General features: G+C 69.9%; 17 protein-coding genes and 1 riboswitch. Of the genes, 10 read left to right on the plus strand and 7 right to left on the minus strand.

Going from position 1 to position 18,777, the window contains the following annotated elements; genetic code table 11:
- Window positions 1–9: 9 nt before the first annotated feature.
- Window positions 10–2,445, minus strand: a complete 2,436-nt coding sequence (locus ABIA36_RS12010; RefSeq protein WP_369962623.1) for a hypothetical protein — start codon at window positions 2,443–2,445, stop codon at window positions 10–12.
- Window positions 2,427–3,338: a BTAD domain-containing putative transcriptional regulator gene (locus ABIA36_RS12015; protein WP_369962624.1), complete on the minus strand. Its 912-nt coding sequence runs from the start codon at window positions 3,336–3,338 to the stop codon at window positions 2,427–2,429. The genes ABIA36_RS12010 and ABIA36_RS12015 overlap by 19 nt, the downstream gene beginning before the upstream one ends.
- Before the next feature lie 57 nt (window positions 3,339–3,395).
- On the opposite strand from ABIA36_RS12015, the gene ABIA36_RS12020 reads away from it, so the two are divergent.
- The 3 genes from ABIA36_RS12020 (at window position 3,396) to ABIA36_RS12030 (ending at window position 4,909) form a co-directional block, all read left to right on the plus strand.
- The gene (locus ABIA36_RS12020) at window positions 3,396–3,977 is read left to right on the plus strand and encodes a trans-aconitate 2-methyltransferase (protein WP_369962625.1); all 582 of its coding nucleotides are present in this window, start codon (window positions 3,396–3,398) and stop codon (window positions 3,975–3,977) included.
- Between the two features lie 228 nt (window positions 3,978–4,205).
- The gene (locus ABIA36_RS12025; RefSeq protein ID WP_369962626.1) at window positions 4,206–4,400 is read left to right on the plus strand and encodes a hypothetical protein; all 195 of its coding nucleotides are present in this window, start codon (window positions 4,206–4,208) and stop codon (window positions 4,398–4,400) included.
- Window positions 4,397–4,909: a type II toxin-antitoxin system VapC family toxin gene (locus ABIA36_RS12030; RefSeq protein WP_369962627.1), complete on the plus strand. Its 513-nt coding sequence runs from the start codon at window positions 4,397–4,399 to the stop codon at window positions 4,907–4,909. Before ABIA36_RS12025 ends, ABIA36_RS12030 begins: the two co-directional genes overlap by 4 nt.
- 1 nt (window position 4,910) lies before the next feature.
- Here the strand turns inward: ABIA36_RS12030 and ABIA36_RS12035 are convergent, their stop codons facing one another.
- Window positions 4,911–5,519, minus strand: coding sequence for a CoA-binding protein (locus ABIA36_RS12035; protein WP_369962628.1), 609 nt, complete (start codon window positions 5,517–5,519; stop codon window positions 4,911–4,913).
- The gene (locus ABIA36_RS12040) at window positions 5,516–6,814 is read right to left on the minus strand and encodes an O-acetylhomoserine aminocarboxypropyltransferase/cysteine synthase family protein (RefSeq protein ID WP_369962629.1); all 1,299 of its coding nucleotides are present in this window, start codon (window positions 6,812–6,814) and stop codon (window positions 5,516–5,518) included. Before ABIA36_RS12040 ends, ABIA36_RS12035 begins: the two co-directional genes overlap by 4 nt.
- Before the next feature lie 294 nt (window positions 6,815–7,108).
- Window positions 7,109–7,173: riboswitch (guanidine-III (ykkC-III) riboswitch) on the plus strand.
- An 11-nt stretch (window positions 7,174–7,184) separates the two neighbouring features.
- Between ABIA36_RS12040 and ABIA36_RS12045 the strand changes: the two genes are divergently transcribed.
- Window positions 7,185–7,499 carry a multidrug efflux SMR transporter gene (locus ABIA36_RS12045; protein ID WP_369962630.1) on the plus strand — a complete coding sequence of 105 codons (315 nt, stop codon included), beginning with the start codon at window positions 7,185–7,187 and terminating at the stop codon, window positions 7,497–7,499.
- Between the two features lie 49 nt (window positions 7,500–7,548).
- Here the strand turns inward: ABIA36_RS12045 and ABIA36_RS12050 are convergent, their stop codons facing one another.
- The 3 genes from ABIA36_RS12050 to ABIA36_RS12060 form a co-directional block, all read right to left on the minus strand.
- Window positions 7,549–8,586, minus strand: a complete 1,038-nt coding sequence (locus ABIA36_RS12050) for a YeiH family protein (protein ID WP_369962631.1) — start codon at window positions 8,584–8,586, stop codon at window positions 7,549–7,551.
- Window positions 8,587–8,896: 310 nt separating this feature from the next.
- Window positions 8,897–10,486, minus strand: a complete 1,590-nt coding sequence (locus ABIA36_RS12055; protein WP_369962632.1) for a protease pro-enzyme activation domain-containing protein — start codon at window positions 10,484–10,486, stop codon at window positions 8,897–8,899.
- A gap of 67 nt (window positions 10,487–10,553) precedes the next feature.
- A complete protein-coding gene (locus ABIA36_RS12060; RefSeq protein WP_369962633.1) occupies window positions 10,554–12,200 on the minus strand; it encodes a dolichyl-phosphate-mannose--protein mannosyltransferase in 1,647 nt (548 codons plus the stop codon).
- Between the two features lie 25 nt (window positions 12,201–12,225).
- On the opposite strand from ABIA36_RS12060, the gene rsmI reads away from it, so the two are divergent.
- From rsmI to ABIA36_RS12090, 6 genes are all read left to right on the plus strand, one after another.
- Window positions 12,226–13,047, plus strand: a complete 822-nt coding sequence (gene rsmI, locus ABIA36_RS12065) for a 16S rRNA (cytidine(1402)-2'-O)-methyltransferase (protein WP_369962634.1) — start codon at window positions 12,226–12,228, stop codon at window positions 13,045–13,047.
- 342 nt (window positions 13,048–13,389) lie between these two features.
- Window positions 13,390–14,415 (plus strand): pyridoxal-phosphate dependent enzyme, encoded by a 1,026-nt coding sequence (locus ABIA36_RS12070; RefSeq protein ID WP_369962635.1) that lies wholly within the window; start codon window positions 13,390–13,392, stop codon window positions 14,413–14,415.
- A complete protein-coding gene (locus ABIA36_RS12075; protein WP_369962637.1) occupies window positions 14,412–15,329 on the plus strand; it encodes a diiron oxygenase in 918 nt (305 codons plus the stop codon). Before ABIA36_RS12070 ends, ABIA36_RS12075 begins: the two co-directional genes overlap by 4 nt.
- A gap of 104 nt (window positions 15,330–15,433) precedes the next feature.
- Window positions 15,434–16,417, plus strand: a complete 984-nt coding sequence (locus tag ABIA36_RS12080) for a hypothetical protein (RefSeq protein WP_369962638.1) — start codon at window positions 15,434–15,436, stop codon at window positions 16,415–16,417.
- Entirely contained in the window at window positions 16,417–17,379 is a 963-nt protein-coding gene (locus ABIA36_RS12085) for an ornithine carbamoyltransferase (RefSeq protein ID WP_369962639.1), read from the plus strand. Before ABIA36_RS12080 ends, ABIA36_RS12085 begins: the two co-directional genes overlap by 1 nt.
- 11 nt (window positions 17,380–17,390) lie before the next feature.
- Complete coding sequence (locus ABIA36_RS12090) at window positions 17,391–18,773, plus strand: acetyl-CoA carboxylase biotin carboxylase subunit family protein (protein ID WP_369962641.1); 1,383 nt, start codon at window positions 17,391–17,393, stop codon at window positions 18,771–18,773.
- The last annotated feature ends 4 nt before the right edge of the window (window positions 18,774–18,777 follow it).

Consider the following 18,777-nt stretch of genomic DNA (forward strand, 5'->3'; position numbering starts at 1 on the left):
GCCCAGGCCTCAGACCTGAACGCTCCCCAGCAGCTCGAGCCCCCGCACCGCCGCAGCGTCCCGCCCGATCGCGGCCGCAGCGGCCTGCGCCGCCGCCAGCCGCTCCTCGCCCCAGGCCCGCCGCACCCGCTCCGCGAGCGCCGGCCGGTGGAGGCTCACGATGTCCTGCCGCGAGTTCGCCCGCCCCGCCAGCGCGAACAGCTCGAGCCCCGCGTCGACCCAGGCGTCCCCTCGGGACGCGCCGACCTCCGGGTCGAGCATCCAGATCGCGACGCCGAGGAGGCCGGTGCCGACCACCGGCTTGTCGAGGTAGGCGGGGCTCAGCCGCGCGCTCACCAGGACCCGCGTACGCAGCCGACGGGCAGCCTCCGCCGTCTCCTCGCGACCGAGCGGGTCGTCGACGGGAGGTACGGCCGCGGCCTCCACCTCGTGCGCGCGCAGCCGGGCGACGATGAGCGCGGCCCCGAGGATCGTCAGCCACGGGTTGGCGACCGCGTCGCGCTCGGCGGCGGTGTCGTCCGAATACGCGCCGATCGCCTCGTCGTAGAGGCGGATGCCGCGCGCGTAGTCGCCCTCGGCCAGCGCGATCTCCGCCATCCCGGCGAAACCGATTCCGACGTAGTCGACGTAGTCGAAGCCGGTGCGGTCGACCTCCTCGTGCAGGTAGTCCTCCAGCAGTTCGCGACCGCGGTCCACGTCGCCCGCGGAGATCGAGTTGACGGCGATCAGCCAGTCGAGCTGGCGGAGGTCGCCCGCCGCCCGCAGCGTCGCGAGGCCTTCGTGGGCGGTCGCCGCCCAGGCGAGCGCCTCGTGCGGGTGCGCGAGCTGGCTGTGGAGCTGCGCGAGGGTCTGCGCGGCCGACGCCCGCGACCAGGTGTCCTGCGCCTCGATCGCCTTCTCGTGCGCCCGGGTCGCGGTCGCGAGCGCGTCGTCCAGCTCGCCCGCGTTCTCCTGAAGTTGCGCGGTGAGGAGGCCGCCCATCGCGGCGAGCCCGGGATCGGCCGAGCGGCTGAACTCGGCGAGCAGCCGCATCCCGGGCTCCACGTGCCCGGCGGCGAGGACCAGGCTCGCGATCGCGCCGAGCCGCGGGTCGGCGAACGGCGCGGCGCGGCGGAGCCGGCGCAGGCGTGAGATCGCGCGGACCGCGGTGCGGAGGCCGGCGTAGAGGAAGGTGCCGCCGATCAGCGCGTAGCAGGCGGCGGCGGCTTCGCGCTCGTCGCCCTCCGGCTCCCAGCCGGCCAGCGCGTCGAGCACGGCCTGTCCGAAGCCCAGAACCTCGGTGTGCGTGCTGCGCAGCGACCAGTAGTAGGCCAGCGCCGCGAACACCGCGGCCGTGGTCGCCGGCCGGTCGCCGTCGATCGCCGAGCGCAGCACGGCGACCAGGTTGTCCTGCTCAGCGGTCACGCGCGCGAAGGTGGGCACCTGATCCGGGCCGTGCAGGTGGGCCAACGCCTCGCGCGCGAACGCGACCGCCCAGGCGTCCACGCCGGCCTGCACCTCGGCGGCCTCCCCGGCCGCGGTCAGCTCCAGGTCGCCGAACTCGCGGACCGTCTCCAGCATCCGGTAGCGCAGGATGCCGGTCTCCGGGTCCTCCGAGACGGTCACGAGCGACTGAGTGACGAGCGCGTCGAGGTCGTCCAGCACGGAGGCCGCTCCGGCGCCCGCAACAGCCTCCGCCGCCTCGGCGCTGAACCCGTCGGGGAAGGTCGAGAGCCGGCGCATCAGGGCCTGCTCCGACGCCGCCAGCAGGTTCCAGCTCCAGTCGATCACCGCGAACAGCGTGCGGTGCCGCTCCGGCGCCGTGCGCTCGCCGCCGGTCAGCAGTGCGAAGCGGTTGCCGAGGCGCCGCTCGATCTCCTCCACCGAGAGGGAACGCGTTCGAGCGGCGGCGAGCTCGATCGCGAGCGGGAGGCCGTCGAGCCTCGCGCAGAGCCGGGCCACGGCCTCCGGCGGCAGCACCACGCCCGGACGGGCGGCCTTCGCGCGCTCGGCGAACAGTTCGACCGCCGGGCCGTCGTCGTCGGAGGGCAGCGGGCCGAGTGCGTAGACGCGCTCGGCGCCGATGGCCAGCGGCGCACGGCTCGTCGCCAGCACCCGCACCGTCGGGGTGGCCGCGAGGATGTCTTCGACGTAGGCGGCGGCCGCGTCGATGATGTGCTCGCAGTTGTCGACGATCAGCAGCGTTTCGCGCTCGGAGAGCAGGCCGAGGATGCGCGAGCGCAGGTCGAGCTGGGCTCCCGGCTCCGGCAGGCGGGCGGTCCTGGCCTCCCGGATGCCGAGGGTGGTGGCGAAGGCCAGCTCGACGTCGGCGCCGGTGCGCACGCCGGCGAGCTCCACCAGGACGACGGCGGGCGTGTGGATGGCGCGATGGCCGACCTCGTGCGCCAACCGCGTCTTGCCGAGGCCGCCGCCGCCGAGGATGGTCGTCAGGCGGGAGGTGGCCACCAGGTCCTCCACGGCCTCCAGGTCGTACTCGCGGCCGAGCAGGCGTTCGGTGCGGTGCGGAGCCCGATCCGGACCCTGCGCGGGGAGGCGGGCTCCTGGTCGGCCGTCTCGCGCTCGTTGTCGCGCTGGTCCTCCTCGCGCTGGTCTTCCTCGGCGAGCAGGCGGGCGTTCAGGGCGACCAGTTCCGCGCCGGGACGCGTGCCCAGCCGGTCCCGGAGGGCGTCCTTGAGGTCGGCGAACGCGAGCAGGGCGTCGCTGCGGCGGCCGGCGTCGGCGAGCGCGCGGATCTGTTCGGCGTGCAGGGACTCGTCCAACGGTCGCAGACGCAGCAGCTCCCGGAGGTCGGCGAGTGCGGTCGCGGTGTCTCCGCTCTCGCGGGCGGCGCGGGCGCGGACGACGAGCAGCTCCGTCCGCAATTCGGCGGCGGTGCGCGCGAGCTCCTCGCCGAGGCGGGAGCCCGCGAGCTCCAGCCCTGGCTCACCCCGCCAGAGCGCGAGGCCGGAGGCCGCCTCGCGGAGCGCGTCGGCGGGGGCGCCGGCAGCCAGGGCGCTCCGGGCCAGCTCCAGGCGGTGCGCGGCGAGGTCCAGGTCCGTGCCGTGCGCGCCGACGGTCAGCGCATAGCCGCTCGGCGTGGACTCCAAGATGCCGTCGGCGCTGGACGTGCGCACGCGCGAGACCAGCGTCTGCAGGGCCGCGCGCTCCTGCCGCGGGGGTGCGTCGTCCCAGAGGTCCTCGACGAGGGCCGGGACCGAGCGGCCGCCCCGGGCGAGCGCCAGCGCGACGATGAGGCTCTTGCCGCGGGTGCCGGACGGCTCGGCGAGCGCACCGGTGCGGTCCTCGACGAGCACCGGGCCGAGCACAGCGACGCGGGGGCCGGAGGGCGTGGATTCCACTCGCCGATTTTAGCCAGGGTCGGGACGTGCGTGCGGCGCCGCGCGTAGGCTCTGGGCATGGCGTTCGACTGGTCGCACTTCTACGAGAAGCAGGGCGGACGCGGCGTCCGGCCGACGTACGAGTCGGCGCTCGCGGCGTGGGACGGACCGGCCGGGACGGCTATCGACCTCGGCTGCGGCGACGGGGTGGAGACGCGCGACCTCGCCGAACGCGGCTGGCAGGTGCTCGCGATCGACTCCGACCCCGCGGTCGACGATCGGGTGCGTGCCGGGCTGGACCCGTCGCTGTCCGAGCGGGTTTCGACGCGCTGCGCCACCTTCGAGGCGCTCGGTGAGCTGCCGCGCGCCGAGTTCGTCTACGCCGGGTTCGCGCTTCCGTTCTGCGAGCCGACGCGGTTCCCCTACCTGTGGGCGGACATCCGGGACGCGATCGAGCCGGGCGGGCTGTTCGCGGGGGAGCTGTTCGGGCCGCACGACGAGTGGTTCGGGCGGCCGGGGATGAACTTCCACGACCGCGCGGGGGTGGAGGCCATGCTCACCGGGCTGGAGGTGCTGCGACTGGTCGAGGACGACCGGCGCGGGATGTCGTTCGAGGGGCCGAAGCACTGGCACGTGTTCCACATCGTGGCGCGGGCGTGACCTCCGGGGCGGCGCGGACGGTGTTCCTCCACAGCCCCGGACGATAGCGAGTTCTCCACTGATCTCGGCCGAGCCGATCCGGGCCCCGTCGCCCCATCCAGGATGGATCCATCAGCCGATCCCGCCCCGCGGGGTTCTCCACACCAACAGAAAGCTGCAAAATGCATCCACCGCTGCTAAACTGCAAGCATGCCCATTTCAATCACAATCCGTTCCGTTCCGGACGAGGTGCGCGACGAGCTCGCGGCGCGTGCGGCGCGTTCGGGCCGATCACTTCAGGAGTACCTCGTGCATGAACTCACCCGTCTCGCCGGAAAGCGCACGGTCGATGACGTCCTCGACAGCATCCGGCGCCGCGCCGAGCACTTTCCGCCCCTCGACCGGGAGGCCGTGTCCGACATGATCGCCCGGAGCCGCGAATGAGCGTGGTGGGGGCCGCCGTGCGTCGCACGGCGGTCCACTCCGGGCATCCCTCGGCGGCGTCCGCCGACCCGTTCCCGCACGATGTCGGCCTGCCGGAGACGGTCATCATCGACACGTGCGCCGTCATCGACCTCCTCGTCGACCCCGGCGAGAACGGCCGGGCCGTGGCCGAGCGTCTGCGCGGCCGCGACCTGGCCGCGCCCGATCTGATGTTCGCGGAGGCGGCCAATGTCCTGCGCAAGCTTCACGGGCGCGGAAAGCTGAGCGACGCCGAGGCCTCGATGGCCTACGCCGAGCTCCTGGAGCTCCCGATCGAGCCGTGGCCGTTCGAGGCGGTCGAGCAGCGCGTGTGGGATCTGCGGGGCAGCATGAGCGGGTTCGACGCGACGTTCGTGGCGCTGTCCGAGCTGCTCACCGCCCCGCTCGTGACGACCGACAAACGGCTCGCGCGGGCGATGGAGTCGCTGCCCGCGGTGAAGAGGCGCGGGCTGGAGGCTGTCGAGAACTAGGTCAGCGAAGCGTCTTGCGGGCGGTGATCTGGCCGGTGTCGAAGCCGAGCAGATGGAGTCCGCCATGGAAGCGAGCGTGCTCGATCTTGATGCAACGGTCCATCACGACCGTGAGGCCGAGGGACTCGCCGTACTCGGCGGCCTCCTGGTTCCAGATGCCGAGCTGCACCCACACGGTCGGCGCGCCGACGGCGACGGCTTCATCGATCACGCTCGGGATGTCGCTCGCCCGGCGGAACACGTCCACGATGTCCGGCACCTCGGGAAGGGAGGCAAGATCCGGGTAGGCCTTCTGACCCAGGATGGTGTCGGCGTTCGGGTTGACGAAGTACACGCGGAAGTCGCTCGACTGCTGCAGGTACGTGCCGACGAAGTAGCTGGAGCGGGCCGGGTTGGCGGACGCGCCGACGATCGCGACCGACTTCGCGGCGCGCAGGATGCGGAGACGCTCCTTGGCGTCCGGTCCGGTCCAGGTGCGCTGCGACTTCAGGAGCTTGGCCAGGGGCGAGTCGGCGGGAAGGGAGCAGCTCAGGCCGTTGACGAGCTGGACCTCGGTCGTGGTCGAGTCGTGGGTGGTCGCGTCGTCGGTGGTCGCGTTCGCGATCGTCATGCTGCCGCCTCCTTCACCGCTGCACTGAGTGCCTGGTCCAGATCGTAGATGATGTCGTCGACATCCTCGATGCCGACGCTGATGCGCACGACACCGGGGAGCACGCCGGCGTCGAGGAGCTGCTGCTCGGTGAGCTGAGCGTGCGTCGTGGAGGCGGGGTGGATGACGAGCGTCTTCGCGTCGCCGATGTTCGCCAGGTGGCTGGCGAGGTTCAGCGATTCGATGAAGCGCTGGCCGACCTCGCGGCCGCCCGCGACGACGAACGAGAACACGCTGCCGGGTCCCTTCGGGAGGTACTTCTGCGCCCGGTCGTGGTGCGGGTGCTCGGGCAGGCCGGCCCAGAACACCTTCTCGATCCGGGGGTCCGCGTCGAGCCACTGGGCGACCGCGCGGGCGTTGTCGACGTGCGCCTGGATCCGGTAGGGCAGCGTCTCGACGCCTTGAGCCAGCAGGAACGCCGAGTGCGGGGCGAGCGAGGGGCCGATGTCGCGGAGCTGCTCGGCGCGGAGCCGGGTGAGGAAGGCGTACTCGCCGAAGTTGCCGGACCACTGCAGCCCGCCGTACGACGGCACCGGCTGGCCGAACAGCGGGAACTTCTCCGTGTGCCAGTCAAAGCGGCCGCTCTCCACGACGACGCCGCCGAGGGTCGTGCCGTGGCCGCCGAGGAACTTCGTGGCCGAGTGGATGACGATGTCGGCGCCCCACTCGATCGGGCGGTTCAGGTAGGGCGTGGCGATGGTCGAGTCGATGATCAGCGGGACGCCGGCGGCGTGGGCGACCTCGGCCAGGCCCTCGATGTCGGCGATCTCGCCGGACGGGTTGGCGATCGTCTCGGCGAACACGAGCTTGGTGCGGTCGGTGATCGCCGCCGCGTAGTCGGCCGGGTCGGAGCTCTGCACGAACGTCGTGTCCACGCCGAAGCGGCGCAACGTCACGTCGAGCTGCGTGATCGAGCCGCCGTAGAGGTTCGCGGACGCCACGATGTGGTCGCCCGCGCCGGCGAGCGACGCGAAGGTGATGTACTGCGCGCTCAGCCCGCTCGCGGTCGCGACGGCGCCGATGCCGCCCTCGAGGCTCGCGACGCGCTCCTCGAACGCGGCGACCGTGGGGTTCTCCAGCCGCGAGTAGATGTTGCCGTACTTCTGCAGGGCGAACCGCGCGGCGGCGTCCGCGGTGTCGTCGAAGACGAAAGCGCTGGTCTGGTAGATGGGAAGTGCGCGCGCTCCGGTCACGGGGTCGGGGATGTTGCCCGCGTGGATCGCACGCGTCCGGAAGCCATATTCGCGATCAGCCATGCGGCCACGCTACCCGAGCCCCCAAGAGCCACGCGGGCGGGAACCGTAACACGCGGTCATCCGCTGCCGCCACCGAGCTAGACGCCCGGTGCGCGGGCGGCAGCCGGTCTGCACTCGCGTGCACGGGGCTGCCCGGTCGGCGTGCGCTGCGGTCGGCCGGGCTGTTCCCGCGTGCACGCGGGCTGCCCTGTCTGCGCGTGCACGGCGGCTGCACGGCCCGCTGCGCGTGCACGGCGGCTGCACACCCCGCTGCGCGTGCACGGCGCCTGCACAGCCCGCGCCCTTAGGCTGGACGGAGATCGCCTGACCGCGATCCCGGACGACGGTTCAGTACCCGGCACGCGACAAGACTGGCCAAGGAGTCGTCATCGTGTCGTGGCTTGTCCTCATCCTCTCCGGCGTGCTCGAAGCCGTCTGGGCGACGGCCCTCGGAAAGTCGGCCGGATTCACCCGCCCCTGGCCGACCGTCGTGTTCGTCGCCGCCCTGCTCGCCTCGATGGGCGGACTCGCGTACGCGATGCGCGAGATCCCCACCGGCACGGCCTATGCGGTCTGGGTCGGGATCGGCGCGGCCCTCACCGTGCTCTACGGAATGGCCTTCGGGGGCGACGGCTTCTCGGCCGTGAAGCTCCTGCTCATCCTCGGCCTGGTCGGCTGCGTCGTGGGGCTGAAACTCGTGCACTAGGGCGAGACGTCATCGTCGTGGCGACCGCAAACCGGGCGATTCTCGCCGCTCAGGCGGCCGACACCCACACCGCCCCGAGTGCCAGCACGGCGATCAGCGCCCACGAGAGCAGCCCGGTGGCGAGCGCCCGCCAGCCCGTGCCGACGAGGGTGCGCAGCCGGACTGCGGTTCCGAGACCGAAGAGGGCCATCGCGAGCAGGATCGTCTGCAGTGTGTCGGCGCCGTCGGTCACGGCGGCCGGGAGGGGCACGAACGAGCGGATCAGCACAGCCAGGATGAAGCCCGCGACGAACAGCGGGATGACCGGCGGGCGCTTCACGCTCGGGTCGCCCTCCACCTGCCGGCGGCGCTCGACGATCGCCGCGATCGCGACGGTCGGTGCGAGCATGAGCACGCGGGTGAGCTTGACGACGATCGCCACCGCCAGCGCGGCCGGGCCGGCGATCTGCGCGGTCGCGACCACCTGGCCGACGTCGTGGACGCCGCCGCCGACCCAGTGGCCGAACTGCACGTTCGAGAGGCCGAGCGGATGCCAGAGCAGCGGGAGCACGAAGATCGCGAGGGTCCCGCAGAGAGTCACCAGCGCGACCGGGGTGGCGGCCTCCTCGTCCTTCGGCTTCACCACACCGCTCATCGCACCGATCGCGGACGCCCCGCAGATCGAGAAACCGGTCGCGATCAGCAACGGCTGATGGCCGGGGAGGCGGAAGAGCCGGCCGATCAGGAAGGTCCCGGCGAAACTGAACGCCACGATCCCGACGGTGGTCAGGATGGCGACCCAGCCGAGCCCGGCGATGTCGCCGAGGCTGAGCTTGAGGCCGAGCAGCACGACGCCGATCCGCATCAGCCGCTTCGCGCTCACCGTGAGCCCCGGTGCCAGCACCCCGCCGAGTGCGCCGCGCGCGGCCGTGAGCTGCCCGACGACGATGCCGAGCACGACCGCCGCCGTGAGCAACGGCACCGCCGGCACGAGCCAGTGGATGCCCCAGGCAGCGGCCGCGGCGAGGGCGGCGACGGCCACGCCCGGCAGCCACGCGAGGGACGAGCGGGCGCGTGACGGTGGGGGCGGAGTCGCGGGTGAGGTCACCCACCCATTCTTGCGTCAACGCACACTGCGCCCCGACGCCGGCCGGGCTGCGCCGCCCCCGGTGCGCCCGGCTGACGCTCCACGGGTCGCAACACGCTGCTATCCGACGCGCATGGCGGCGTGTTGTGTCCCCGCGTCGCTGCAGTGGCTCTCGGCGCCATGGTCGCGGTGCGCGCGCGGTGCCCTCAGGGGTCGCAACACGCCGTTACCCCGCGCGCATAACGGCGTGTTGCGAACCCTCGTCGTCGTGCCGGCGGCCGGGGCCGCGGTCGCATAACGGCGAGTCGCGACCCCGGTCCGGGCGGCGTGCTCAGAGCACCGACTTCAGCTGCGTCCCGTCCGGCACGCCGAGGCCGGTGCACGCGTCCCAGCCGCTCCCAGCGGCGTACGCCCCGTTGTTCCCCGACGTGATGTCCCGGAATCCCGCGGCGACCTGGCCCGCGCGGATGGAGTCGTACAGTTTCGGCTGCACCAGCCCGAAGCGCGACCCGGCGGACTGCGCCAGTCGGGCGATGAGCGCGGCCCACAGCGGCGCGACCGCGCTGGTGCCGCCGATGACCATGTCCTTGCCGTCGACGCGCACCTGGTAGCCGGTCTGGGGGTCGGCGACGGCCGAGACGTCGGGGACTCCGCGGCCCCCGGGGCCGTTGGCGGCGCCTCCCGCGTCCGTCCCGCCGGGGCCCGACGGCACTCCGACGTTCTTCTGCCACGTCGGCAGTGCGAACACTGCGCTGACGCCGCCGCCGGTCGCGCCGTTGCCGGCGCCATTGTTCCAGACCGTCTCCGACTGCACGGCGCCGGTGGTGGTGTTCGCCTCGAGGCGGGTGCCGCCGCAGGCGAGGGCGTGCGGGGAGGAGGCCGGGAAGTCGACGTGCGCCTTGCCGTCGCTGACCCGGTCGGTGCTGCCGTCGTCGCCGGCCGCCACGGTCGTGGTCACGCCGAGGGCGGCGGCGTCCTGGAGGGCCTGGTCGAAGGCGTTGCGCGCCTGCGCGGTCCACTGGTCCTCCGACTGGCCCCAACTGATGCTGATCACGGCGGGGGTGGGCGTGGCGTGCGCGGCGGTGTTCACGGCGTCCAGGAAGCCCGCGTCGGTGTTGGGCGCGAAGTAGACGAGCAACGCCGCGCCGGGGGCGAGGGCCCCGGCCACCTCGATGTCGAGCATGACCTCCCCGTCCGCTCCATTGGGATCCTGGCCCGGGACGTTCGAGGCGCCGTCCACGCCCACGGCGGTCACCGACGGCGACGGGATGCCGAGGCCGGCGAAGTAGGCGTCGAGGTCGGACTGCACGTAGCCGCCGCCGAGCTCGATGATGGCGATGGTCTGGCCGCTGCCGTCCGTGCCCGCGGGGAAGTCGTAGACCTTGCCGAGCTGGGGCGGGGTGTAGCTGGTGCTCACCGCTGCGGCCGGGGTGAACCGGAACTGGGCGCGCGCCTGCGGGCGGTCGTCGAGGCCGAGCACCGCGGTCACGACCCCGTCGAGCTCCGCCGGGATGCTCAGGCCGCCGGAGCGCTGCCGGTAGCTCGGGGCGTCCTCCGCGGCGTCGGCCGGCCGGGACGCGGCGAGGTCGGTGCCGAACACGCGCGCGAGGACCGCGACCGGACCGGACACCCGCACGCGGCGCTCGGCGGCGTTCTCCTCGTCGATGGTCACGCCGAGGCGTTTGAGGGTGGATGTGACGAGCTGGAGGTCCTCCGGCGAGGCGCCGTAGCGCTCGCCGAGCTCCTGCGTCGTCAGGTGCGACGTGAAGGCGTCGTCGGGGAGCGGTGCCCGGCGGCGCAGGACCAGCGTCGCCTCGACGGGCGTGTCGGCGGGGAGGGCTCCGTGGGCCTGGAAGCCCGCGCGTTCGGGGCGTTCGCTTCCGGGGAGGGGGACGAGGTTCAGCGGCTGTTCGGCATCCATACTCCACGGTCTACCACCCGGGGCCGACAGGGGAAGAGGTCTCTTCGGCGGCGGTGGACGGCGCGGCTCAGACCCAGCTCGGCAGCCACATGTGGATCTGCCAGAACCAGAACGGCACCTGCTGCGCCGTCCAGATCGGCCAGAAGAACGCCGAGACGACCGTCGCGAGGCCGAGGAACACCGCCGTCCAAGCGATCCCGCGGCGGCGGCGCCGCTCCGGGTCGGTGCGTTTGCCGAGCACGAGCGCGATGACGGCCGTGAGCGCGAGGATCAGGTACGGCTCGAAGGCGATCGCGTAGAACTGGAAGATCGTGCGGTTGATGTAGAGCAGCCACGGCAGGTAGCCGGCCGCGAGTCCGGTGAGGATGAGGCCGACCTGCCACTCGCGGTAGCGGGCGAGCCGGTAGACCAGGTAGAAGACCGCGGCGGCGGCCGCCCACCAGATGATCGGGTTGCCGAGGGAGGTGATCGCCGCCGAGCAGCCTCCCGGCGCCGTGCAGCCGGCCTGCCCGTACGGGTCGCCGGTGTAGTACATGCTCGTCGGCCGGATCATGAACAGCCAGGTCAGCGGGTTGGACTGGTACGGGTGCGGCACGTGCAGGTTGATGCTGTAGTTGTACATCTCCGTCTGGTAGTGCCAGAGGTTCTGGAACCAGAGCGGCACCCAGGAGAGCCCGCCGGTCCACTGCATGTGCAGCGACTGCGCCCAGTGGCGGTAGTAGCCGCCGCTCGTCACCAGCCAGCCGGTCCAGGTGGCGATGTAGGAGAGGAGCGCGACCGGGACCATCAGCACGAAGGTCGCGGGCGCCTGCTTGAGCAGGCCGCCGGTGACGTAGAAGGGGACGCCCTCCCGGCGCCGGGCGACGATGTCCACGATGACGACGTACACGGCGAAGAACGCGAGGAAGTAGAAGCCGCTCCACTTCACGCCCGCGCACAGGCCGGTGAGGACGCCCGCGGCGATCAGCCACGGCCGCCACCAGAGCACCGGCCCCCAGGAGGGGTCGCGTCCCGCCCTCCGCGCGGCGAGGAGCTTCGCGGCGAGCCGGTTGGCGTGCCAGCGACGGTCCAGCAGGATGCAGCCGAACGCGAGCAGAGCGAAGAACATCACGATGTCGTCCAGCAGCGCGACGCGGCTCATCACGATGGCGTGCCCGTCGATCGCGAACAGGAAGCCCGCGATCGTGGCGACGATCGTGGAGGAGAACAGTGCACGGGCGATGAGGAACACGATCAGCACGGCCAGGATGCCGACGACCGCGGTCGACAGCCGCCAGCCGAACGAGTTGCCTGCGCCGGTCGCCGCCATCCCGAGCGCGATGATCCACTTCCCGAGCGGCGGATGCGCGACGAACGACGGGGAGGACTCGAAGATGTTCGTGTTCCCCGCCGCGAACGACTGGTCGGCCTTGTCGGGCCAGCTCCCCTCGTAGCCGAGGTGGAACAGGCTCCAGGCGTCCTTGACGTAGAAGGTCTCGTCGAAGACGAGCACGTGCGGGGAGCCGAGGTCCCACAGTCGCAGGATCGCGGCGAGCAGCGTGACCCCGATCGGCGCGCCCCAGTACCAGAGCGTCTGCCGCAGCGGCGTCCGCAGCACGCGCGCCCACCAGTCGTCCAGCCGGCTGCCGGTGCGCGGCGACGCGACGTGCGCGGCCGGGTGGGCGTCCGCGGCTGCTGCCGCAGTGTCGCCCGCGAGGGGTGAGGGGGAGGTCACCAGGACATCCTGACAGACTGGACCCATGATCATCCTCGCCGCGACGCCGATCGGAAACCTGGGCGACGCCTCCGCCCGACTGGTCGAGCTGCTCGGCTCGGCGACCGTCGTCGCCGCCGAGGACACCCGCGTCACACAGCGGCTCCTCGCGGGCCTCGGCGTCCAGAACCGGCCGCGACTGATCGCCCTGCACGAGCACAACGAGCGCGACCGCGCCGCCGAGCTGGTGGAGCTCGCCCGCGACCAGGACGTGGTGGTGCTCTCCGACGCCGGGATGCCCACGGTCTCCGACCCCGGCTTCCCGCTCGTGGAGGCCGCCGCAGCCGCGGGTGTCGGCGTGACGGTGGTGCCCGGCCCGAGCGCGGTGCTGTCGGCGCTCGCCGTGTCCGGCCTGCCGACCGACCGGTTCACGTTCGAGGGCTTCCTGCCGCGCAAGCACGGCGAGCGCACGTCCTCTCTGCGGGCGCTCGGCGCCGAACAGCGCACGATGGTCTTCTTCGAGTCGCCGAACCGGCTCGCGACCTCCCTCGCCGACCTGGCGTCGGTGTTCGGGGCGGACCGCCGCGCGGTGGTGTGCCGGGAGCTGACGAAGCTGCACGAGGAGACCCGGCGCGGGACGCTGCAAGAGCTGGCCGAGTGGGCGGCGGAGGGCGTCCGCGGCGAGATCGTCGTGGTGGTCGCCGGGGCGCCCGCCCGGGAGGCCGACCCGGCCACCGCGCTCGAGCAGGTGCTCGCGCTCGTCGGCGACGGGGCGCGGCTGAAGGACGCGGCGGCGGAGGTCGCGGAGGCGACCGGGCTGTCGCGGCGGGAGCTGTACCAGGCGGCGCTGGAGGCGCGGCGGGGTTAGCGCTGCTGCGCGGTACGCCGTCCTCTGGACCATGCGAACACGCCCGTCTGATCGGGTATGTGTCCATCGCCTTTTTGCAGATCCACCGCCTGGAGATTTCAGCGAAGAGCCCGTTGATCCGCTCGCGCCTTGGTTCTCACGCCGGTTTCGGTTGCTGCGACCCGGGGGCGACTGCGTCGTGGTCGCTACAGGGCCATGCCGTCGTGTGCCCAGCGACGGCCTCCCTCCCGAAAAGAAGGCGGTCGCGACGTAAAGTAAAAAATGCATGTATAGGTTCCAAATGTAAGTGCTTAAACCTGAGCATTGTGGCTATGATGGTCGAACGCCCAACCGATAGACGAAGTGGGGAAGTTCATGGCCTCGGATAATCCCGTTCAGCTTGCTCGCCCTGTTCGCTACTCCCGTTTGCTCCTCGGTGCCACGCCTGTTGTCACGCTGACGTTGGCCCTGCGGGGGCGCGAGGTCCGGTTGCGGCTCAAGCTCGAGTCGTTCAACCCGTGCGGATCCATCAAAGATCGTGCCGCGGAAAGTCTCTTCGACTCGGTGAAAGAGTCCCTGGACACGGACGTCGGGTTCATAGAGTCGACCTCTGGCAATCTCGGGGTCGCACTCGCAGCGATCGCGGAAGCTCACAGGGTTCCCTTCACGGCGGTCATCGACCCGCGTACTCCGCGACCCGCCATCCATGCAATGAGGAGGTTCGGTGCCCGAATTCACCTGGTCAGAGAGCCCGATGGGGAGGGTGGATATCTGCTCTCGAGGCTGCAAGCGGTTCGAGCTGCAGTAGAGGCTGATCCCAGGCTCGTCTGGACGAATCAATACGAGAACCCTGCGAACCCGCTCGCACACGAGCGCAGCACGGGCCCAGAACTCGCCGAGCAGATCGGCCGTGATGGATTCGTCGCCGTGCCCGTGTCGACGGGAGGAACGTTGGCCGGTCTCCGAGCGTATGCAGCGCGTGAAACCTCGTGGTCGGTCGTCGGGGTGGACGTGTTCGGCTCGCGAGCGCTTCGACACGAGTCCGGACGCAGAATCCTCCCTGGGATCGGATCAAGCCGCGCCTCGAGTTTCATCTCTGCCGAAGACGGCCCTACTCGGCTTGTCGATTCCATCGCCGCATTGTCGGCGTGCCTCTGGCTTGTCGAACGCTCCGGGATCGGTGTTGGCGCGAGCTCGGGTGCCTTGATCGTGGCAGCGCTGGACATGCTTGCTCAGGGTGAGGCGGACGAAGTGACCTGTGTCTGTCCGGACGGAGCATCGAACTACCTCGACACCGTGTACTCCGAAACGTGGCGAGCACGCGAAGGGATCGATCTCGTTCTGCCTCACGCGGAGGTTCTCCGAGTCGATTGGGAGGACGAGAGATGACGCCGCTCGAAGGGTGGCACGAGAAGGCGGGCGTGCGGCGGGATCCGCGGCGCGTGCTTCACGATGAGTTGGAAGATGGCAGCACGCTTTTCCCGCTTCGTCTTATTCCGTATCTTGACCATCCGCTCGTCGTGTCTCTGGGCCCGCAGGCGAGGGCGCAGTTGGTCGCACGGCACACTTTCCAGTACTTCGCATTCACAGCGCAATTCGAGACGCGGGTGGTCAACAGGGCCACCGAACGCCTTGCGAACGATCGCATGGGTATCCCGGTTACGCCGCAGACGCGGTTCGACGCGTACAAGATCTACTGCGACGAGGCTTACCACTCGCTCTACTCCTACGACGTGATCCGCCAACTGGAGGCCGCGTCCGGTACGCAGTCCATCGATTACGACTTCCAGCCGTTCCTCGATCAACTCGACCGAATCGCGGGCGATGCGATGGGCGATCGTCGTCCGCTCTCGCAGATGCTCCAGGTCGTGGTGTTCGAGACGTTGGTGACAGCAATCCTCAACGATGTGCCGAGGGACCGTGATGTCGTGCGACTGGTGCGGGAGACGGTGGCCGATCATGCGCGTGACGAGGGGCGACACCACGCTTTCTTCGCGGGCTACTTCAAGCAACTCTGGTCAGGTCTGTCGTCGGCGGACCGCGTGGCCACCGCATCGGCTCTCCCGCGACTCATCACCCAGAGCCTGATACCTGATCTCGATCCTGTCCGAAGGAATCTTCACGCTGCCGGCCTCTCCCGCGACCAGGTGGAAGACGTGATAGCGGATGTGTATCGCCCCGATTCGATGCGAGAACTGGCTCGACAGCAAGCTCGTGCGTCCGTGCGGTTGTTCCGAGAAGTGGGTGTGGTGGACCTGGTGGAAGGTCGCGATGCCTTTCAAGCCGAGGGACTGATCCTGTGACCGGGTCTCCGATTGCCGTACGGAACTCGGCGGACGATTGGCTGGCGAACGCAGTACCTGCGGACACTCACGACTCCCGAGTCCTGCTTCTGCGCCGCGCGGACGTGATCACCAGCCTCGGGTTCATCGACCCGGTCGGGGTGGTGCGCGAGGTACTCGAGCAACACGACGCTGGGCAGTGCACCCTGCCAGGCGAGGGCTACCTCGCGTGGACTAACACGCTGGGTGCGTACTCGCGATCGATCGCCATGCCTGGCTCGGTGACTCGCTTCGACGGCAGCACCGTACATGGGATGAAGCTGATAAACGCCAGCATCAGCAATCCCAGCAGAGGGCTGGCACGCGCCGCCGGCATCGGCTTCACCTTTGACCCTCTGACAGCCCGTGTCGACACGGTCATGGAAGCAGCGGTGCTCAGCGGAGTGCGGACGGCCTCGGTGACGGCGTTGGGCATTCTGGCGATGAATCGGAGCGAGTTCAAACGGCTCAGCGTCGTCGGGTGCGGCTCCCAAGCGCGCATGCATCTTGCGTTGTTGCTCGACCGGCACCCCTCCATCTCGGGCGTAACACTGTACGACGCGGACCCTTCGCGAGCGAATTCGCTCGCGTCAGTGGTTCGAGGTTGGCGTCCAGCGCTCTCTGTAGCTGCCGCTGCCTCTGCGCGGGAGGCGATCGAGGAAGGTACGGTCACGCTGCTTCTGACCACAGCGGACGAGGGATATGTGGCTCGATCGTGGCTTCCACGGGGAAGTCTCATCGCCAACGTGTCGCTCGGGGACTTGACGGATGAAGCCCTTCTCGAGGCTGGCACGATCGTCTGCGATGACCTCGACCTAATCCGGGAGAACCCCCGCCGCCCGCTTGGCCGCCTACTCGCAGACGGCCGGGTCCACCCCGTGGACGAGTCGACGGATGGCCCGCGCATGATGACGCTCGGAGGGCTGCTCTCGGGGCGCGATCGGTATCGCGATGTCGGTGACTATGCGGTTTTGAATCCATTCGGCATGAGCATCCTCGATGTCGGACTATTCGATGCGGTCCGCCGCGTGGCGCGCGAGAAAGGAATGGGCGAGTGGGTGACTCTCTAGTGGCCGGAACGGACGCTCTCAAGAAGAGCTTGGTCAGCATCTCGGATCTGACGTCCGCCGAGCTGACTACGATCGTAGATCGCGCGGTCGAGGTTGACGGACAACCGGCCTCGGTGTCGCCGCTCTTGGCTGGGCAGTGTGTCGCGACGCTGTTCGAGCGTACATCGACCCGTACCCGCACTGCATTCAGTGTCGCCGCTCAGCGATTGGGCGCATCCGTCCTTCAGTATGGGCCCGATGCCCTCCAGACGAACACGGGCGAGTCTTTCGCGGACACCGGCCGCGTGCTGGGGCAGATGCTCGACGGGATCATCATCCGCTCCACTCGGACCGTGGGCGAGATCCGCGGCATTGCCACCGAGAGCGGGCTTCCCGTGATCAACGCCATGGCCGTTGAGGAGCACCCGACGCAGGCGGTGTGCGATCTCGCGACACTGCGCGCACACTTCGGTGAACTACGCGGAATCCGAGTGCTGTATGTCGGTGAGGGCAACAACACAGCCTCGGCGTTGGCGTTAGCGTTGGCGCGCGTGCCGGGGGCGGAACTGACTCTCTACGTTCCGCCGGGCTACGGGGTGCTCCCGGCCTGGCTGGAGGCGGCCTCCAACGCGGCCTCGAAGTACGGGGCGAACGTTCGGGAGACGTCCGCGGCGGATGAATTGCCTGACGACCTGCACGCTGTCTACACGACGCGTTGGCAGACGACGGGCACGACGAAGGCGGACCCGTATTGGCGCGAGACTTTTCGGCCCTTCCACATCGACGCGGACTTCATGGCGCGATGGGACGACGCGGTATTCCTGCATGATCTGCCCGCTAATCGAGGAGAAGAGGTCGCGGGCGACGTCTTGGACGGTGATCGGAGTCTCGTGTGGTCACAAGCCCTCATGAAGTTGAACAGCGCTATCGCGGTGCTCGAGGACCGCTGGGCGCCCCGGCGTGGCCGACCGGACACAAAGTAAGGGAGGGTGTGATGCAACAAGCGATCCTGCTGGTTTATGGCAAGGGCGGATCCGCGCTCGAATACATGCTGCCGAGACTCGTCACCGGCAGCTTGGTGGACGTTCTGCTCGTCGGCGAGCCCCGGCCGTGGCAGCGTGAACTCCTCCAGCGCCTGTGCCGCACCGTACACACCGCAGCGGAGGACGTCCCGCTCGTGGACGAGATCATCGCGGTCGCCCGTCGACTCGGAAGCGACGGTGTGCTCACCTTTTCTGAGTTCTGCGTCGTACCCACGGCGCAGGCGTGCACCGCGCTCGGTTTGCCGGGTCCAGGCGACGGCGCGGCCCGCTCCCGCAACAAGCTCCTCATGCGAGAGGCTTGGGAAGCCGCAGGTGTGCCGAATCCCTTGTTCCGCGCGGTCGATTCGCTCTACGACTTGCAAGCCGCGCGATCTGATGTGCCCGGGCCCGTGATCGTGAAGTCGGCGCTTGGCGCCGGCTCGATCAGCCAGGTGGTCGTGGACATCACCGATGATGTCGAGGAAGCCTGGGCCCAACTAATCGAAGCTCAATCGAGCGCCTTATCGGCAGGGATGGTTGACAGCGGGCAATGGAGCGGCCCAGCGTTCATCCTCGAAGAGCTCATCACGTCTTCGACGGATGGCTGGTACGACGAACCCGGGTACGGCGACTACCTGAGCGTCGAGGGCCTCGTCGTCGGAGGGATCTACCATCCGATCGCGATCACGGCGAGGCTGCCGACGATCCCCGTGTTTGTCGAGCTGAGCAACCACGCACCCACGGTCCTGCCAGTGCACAAGCAACACCTGATCCTCGAGGTCGCTCGCCGAGCCGTCGACGCCTTGGGCCTCGACACCTGTGCTACGCACACCGAACTGAAGCTCAAAGCCGACGGTACCGTCTGCCTACTGGAATCCGCCGCTCGAGCCGGCGGCGCCATGGTGGCTCGAGAGATTCTCGAAGTGTACGGGGTGGACATCATCCGTTTGCAACAGGATGCAGCGCTTCGCCGACCGGTGATCCTCGCGGAGAAGATGCTCACGTCCTCGGACGCCAACGGGGCGGCCGCGTCCCTGTCTGTCATCGCCGCTGACGCGTACGGCAACCCGTGGAAGACCAGCCCGCCCTTCGTTCCGCGGGATGTCGACTGGTCCGAGCTGGTCTCACCCGGCACCACGGTCGAGGTCGTCGAGGGTCAGTCCCTCGATCACGGAGTTCCAATGCCGCTATATCACCCGAACTCCGGCGTCCTCGGTTATGGCGGCCTCCTGTTCGTGCGGGCTGCGGACGCACTCACCCTGCGGGACGACTGCTATCGGATCCTCGACGGGTTGGAAGAGTCGCTCATGAAGGCAGCGAGAAGGTCGCTTGCCCTTGATAAACACATTGATTGAAGAA

Origin of the sequence: Leifsonia sp. EB34 (assembly GCF_041260585.1) — a bacterium.
In the GTDB taxonomy this organism is placed as follows: domain Bacteria; phylum Actinomycetota; class Actinomycetes; order Actinomycetales; family Microbacteriaceae; genus Leifsonia.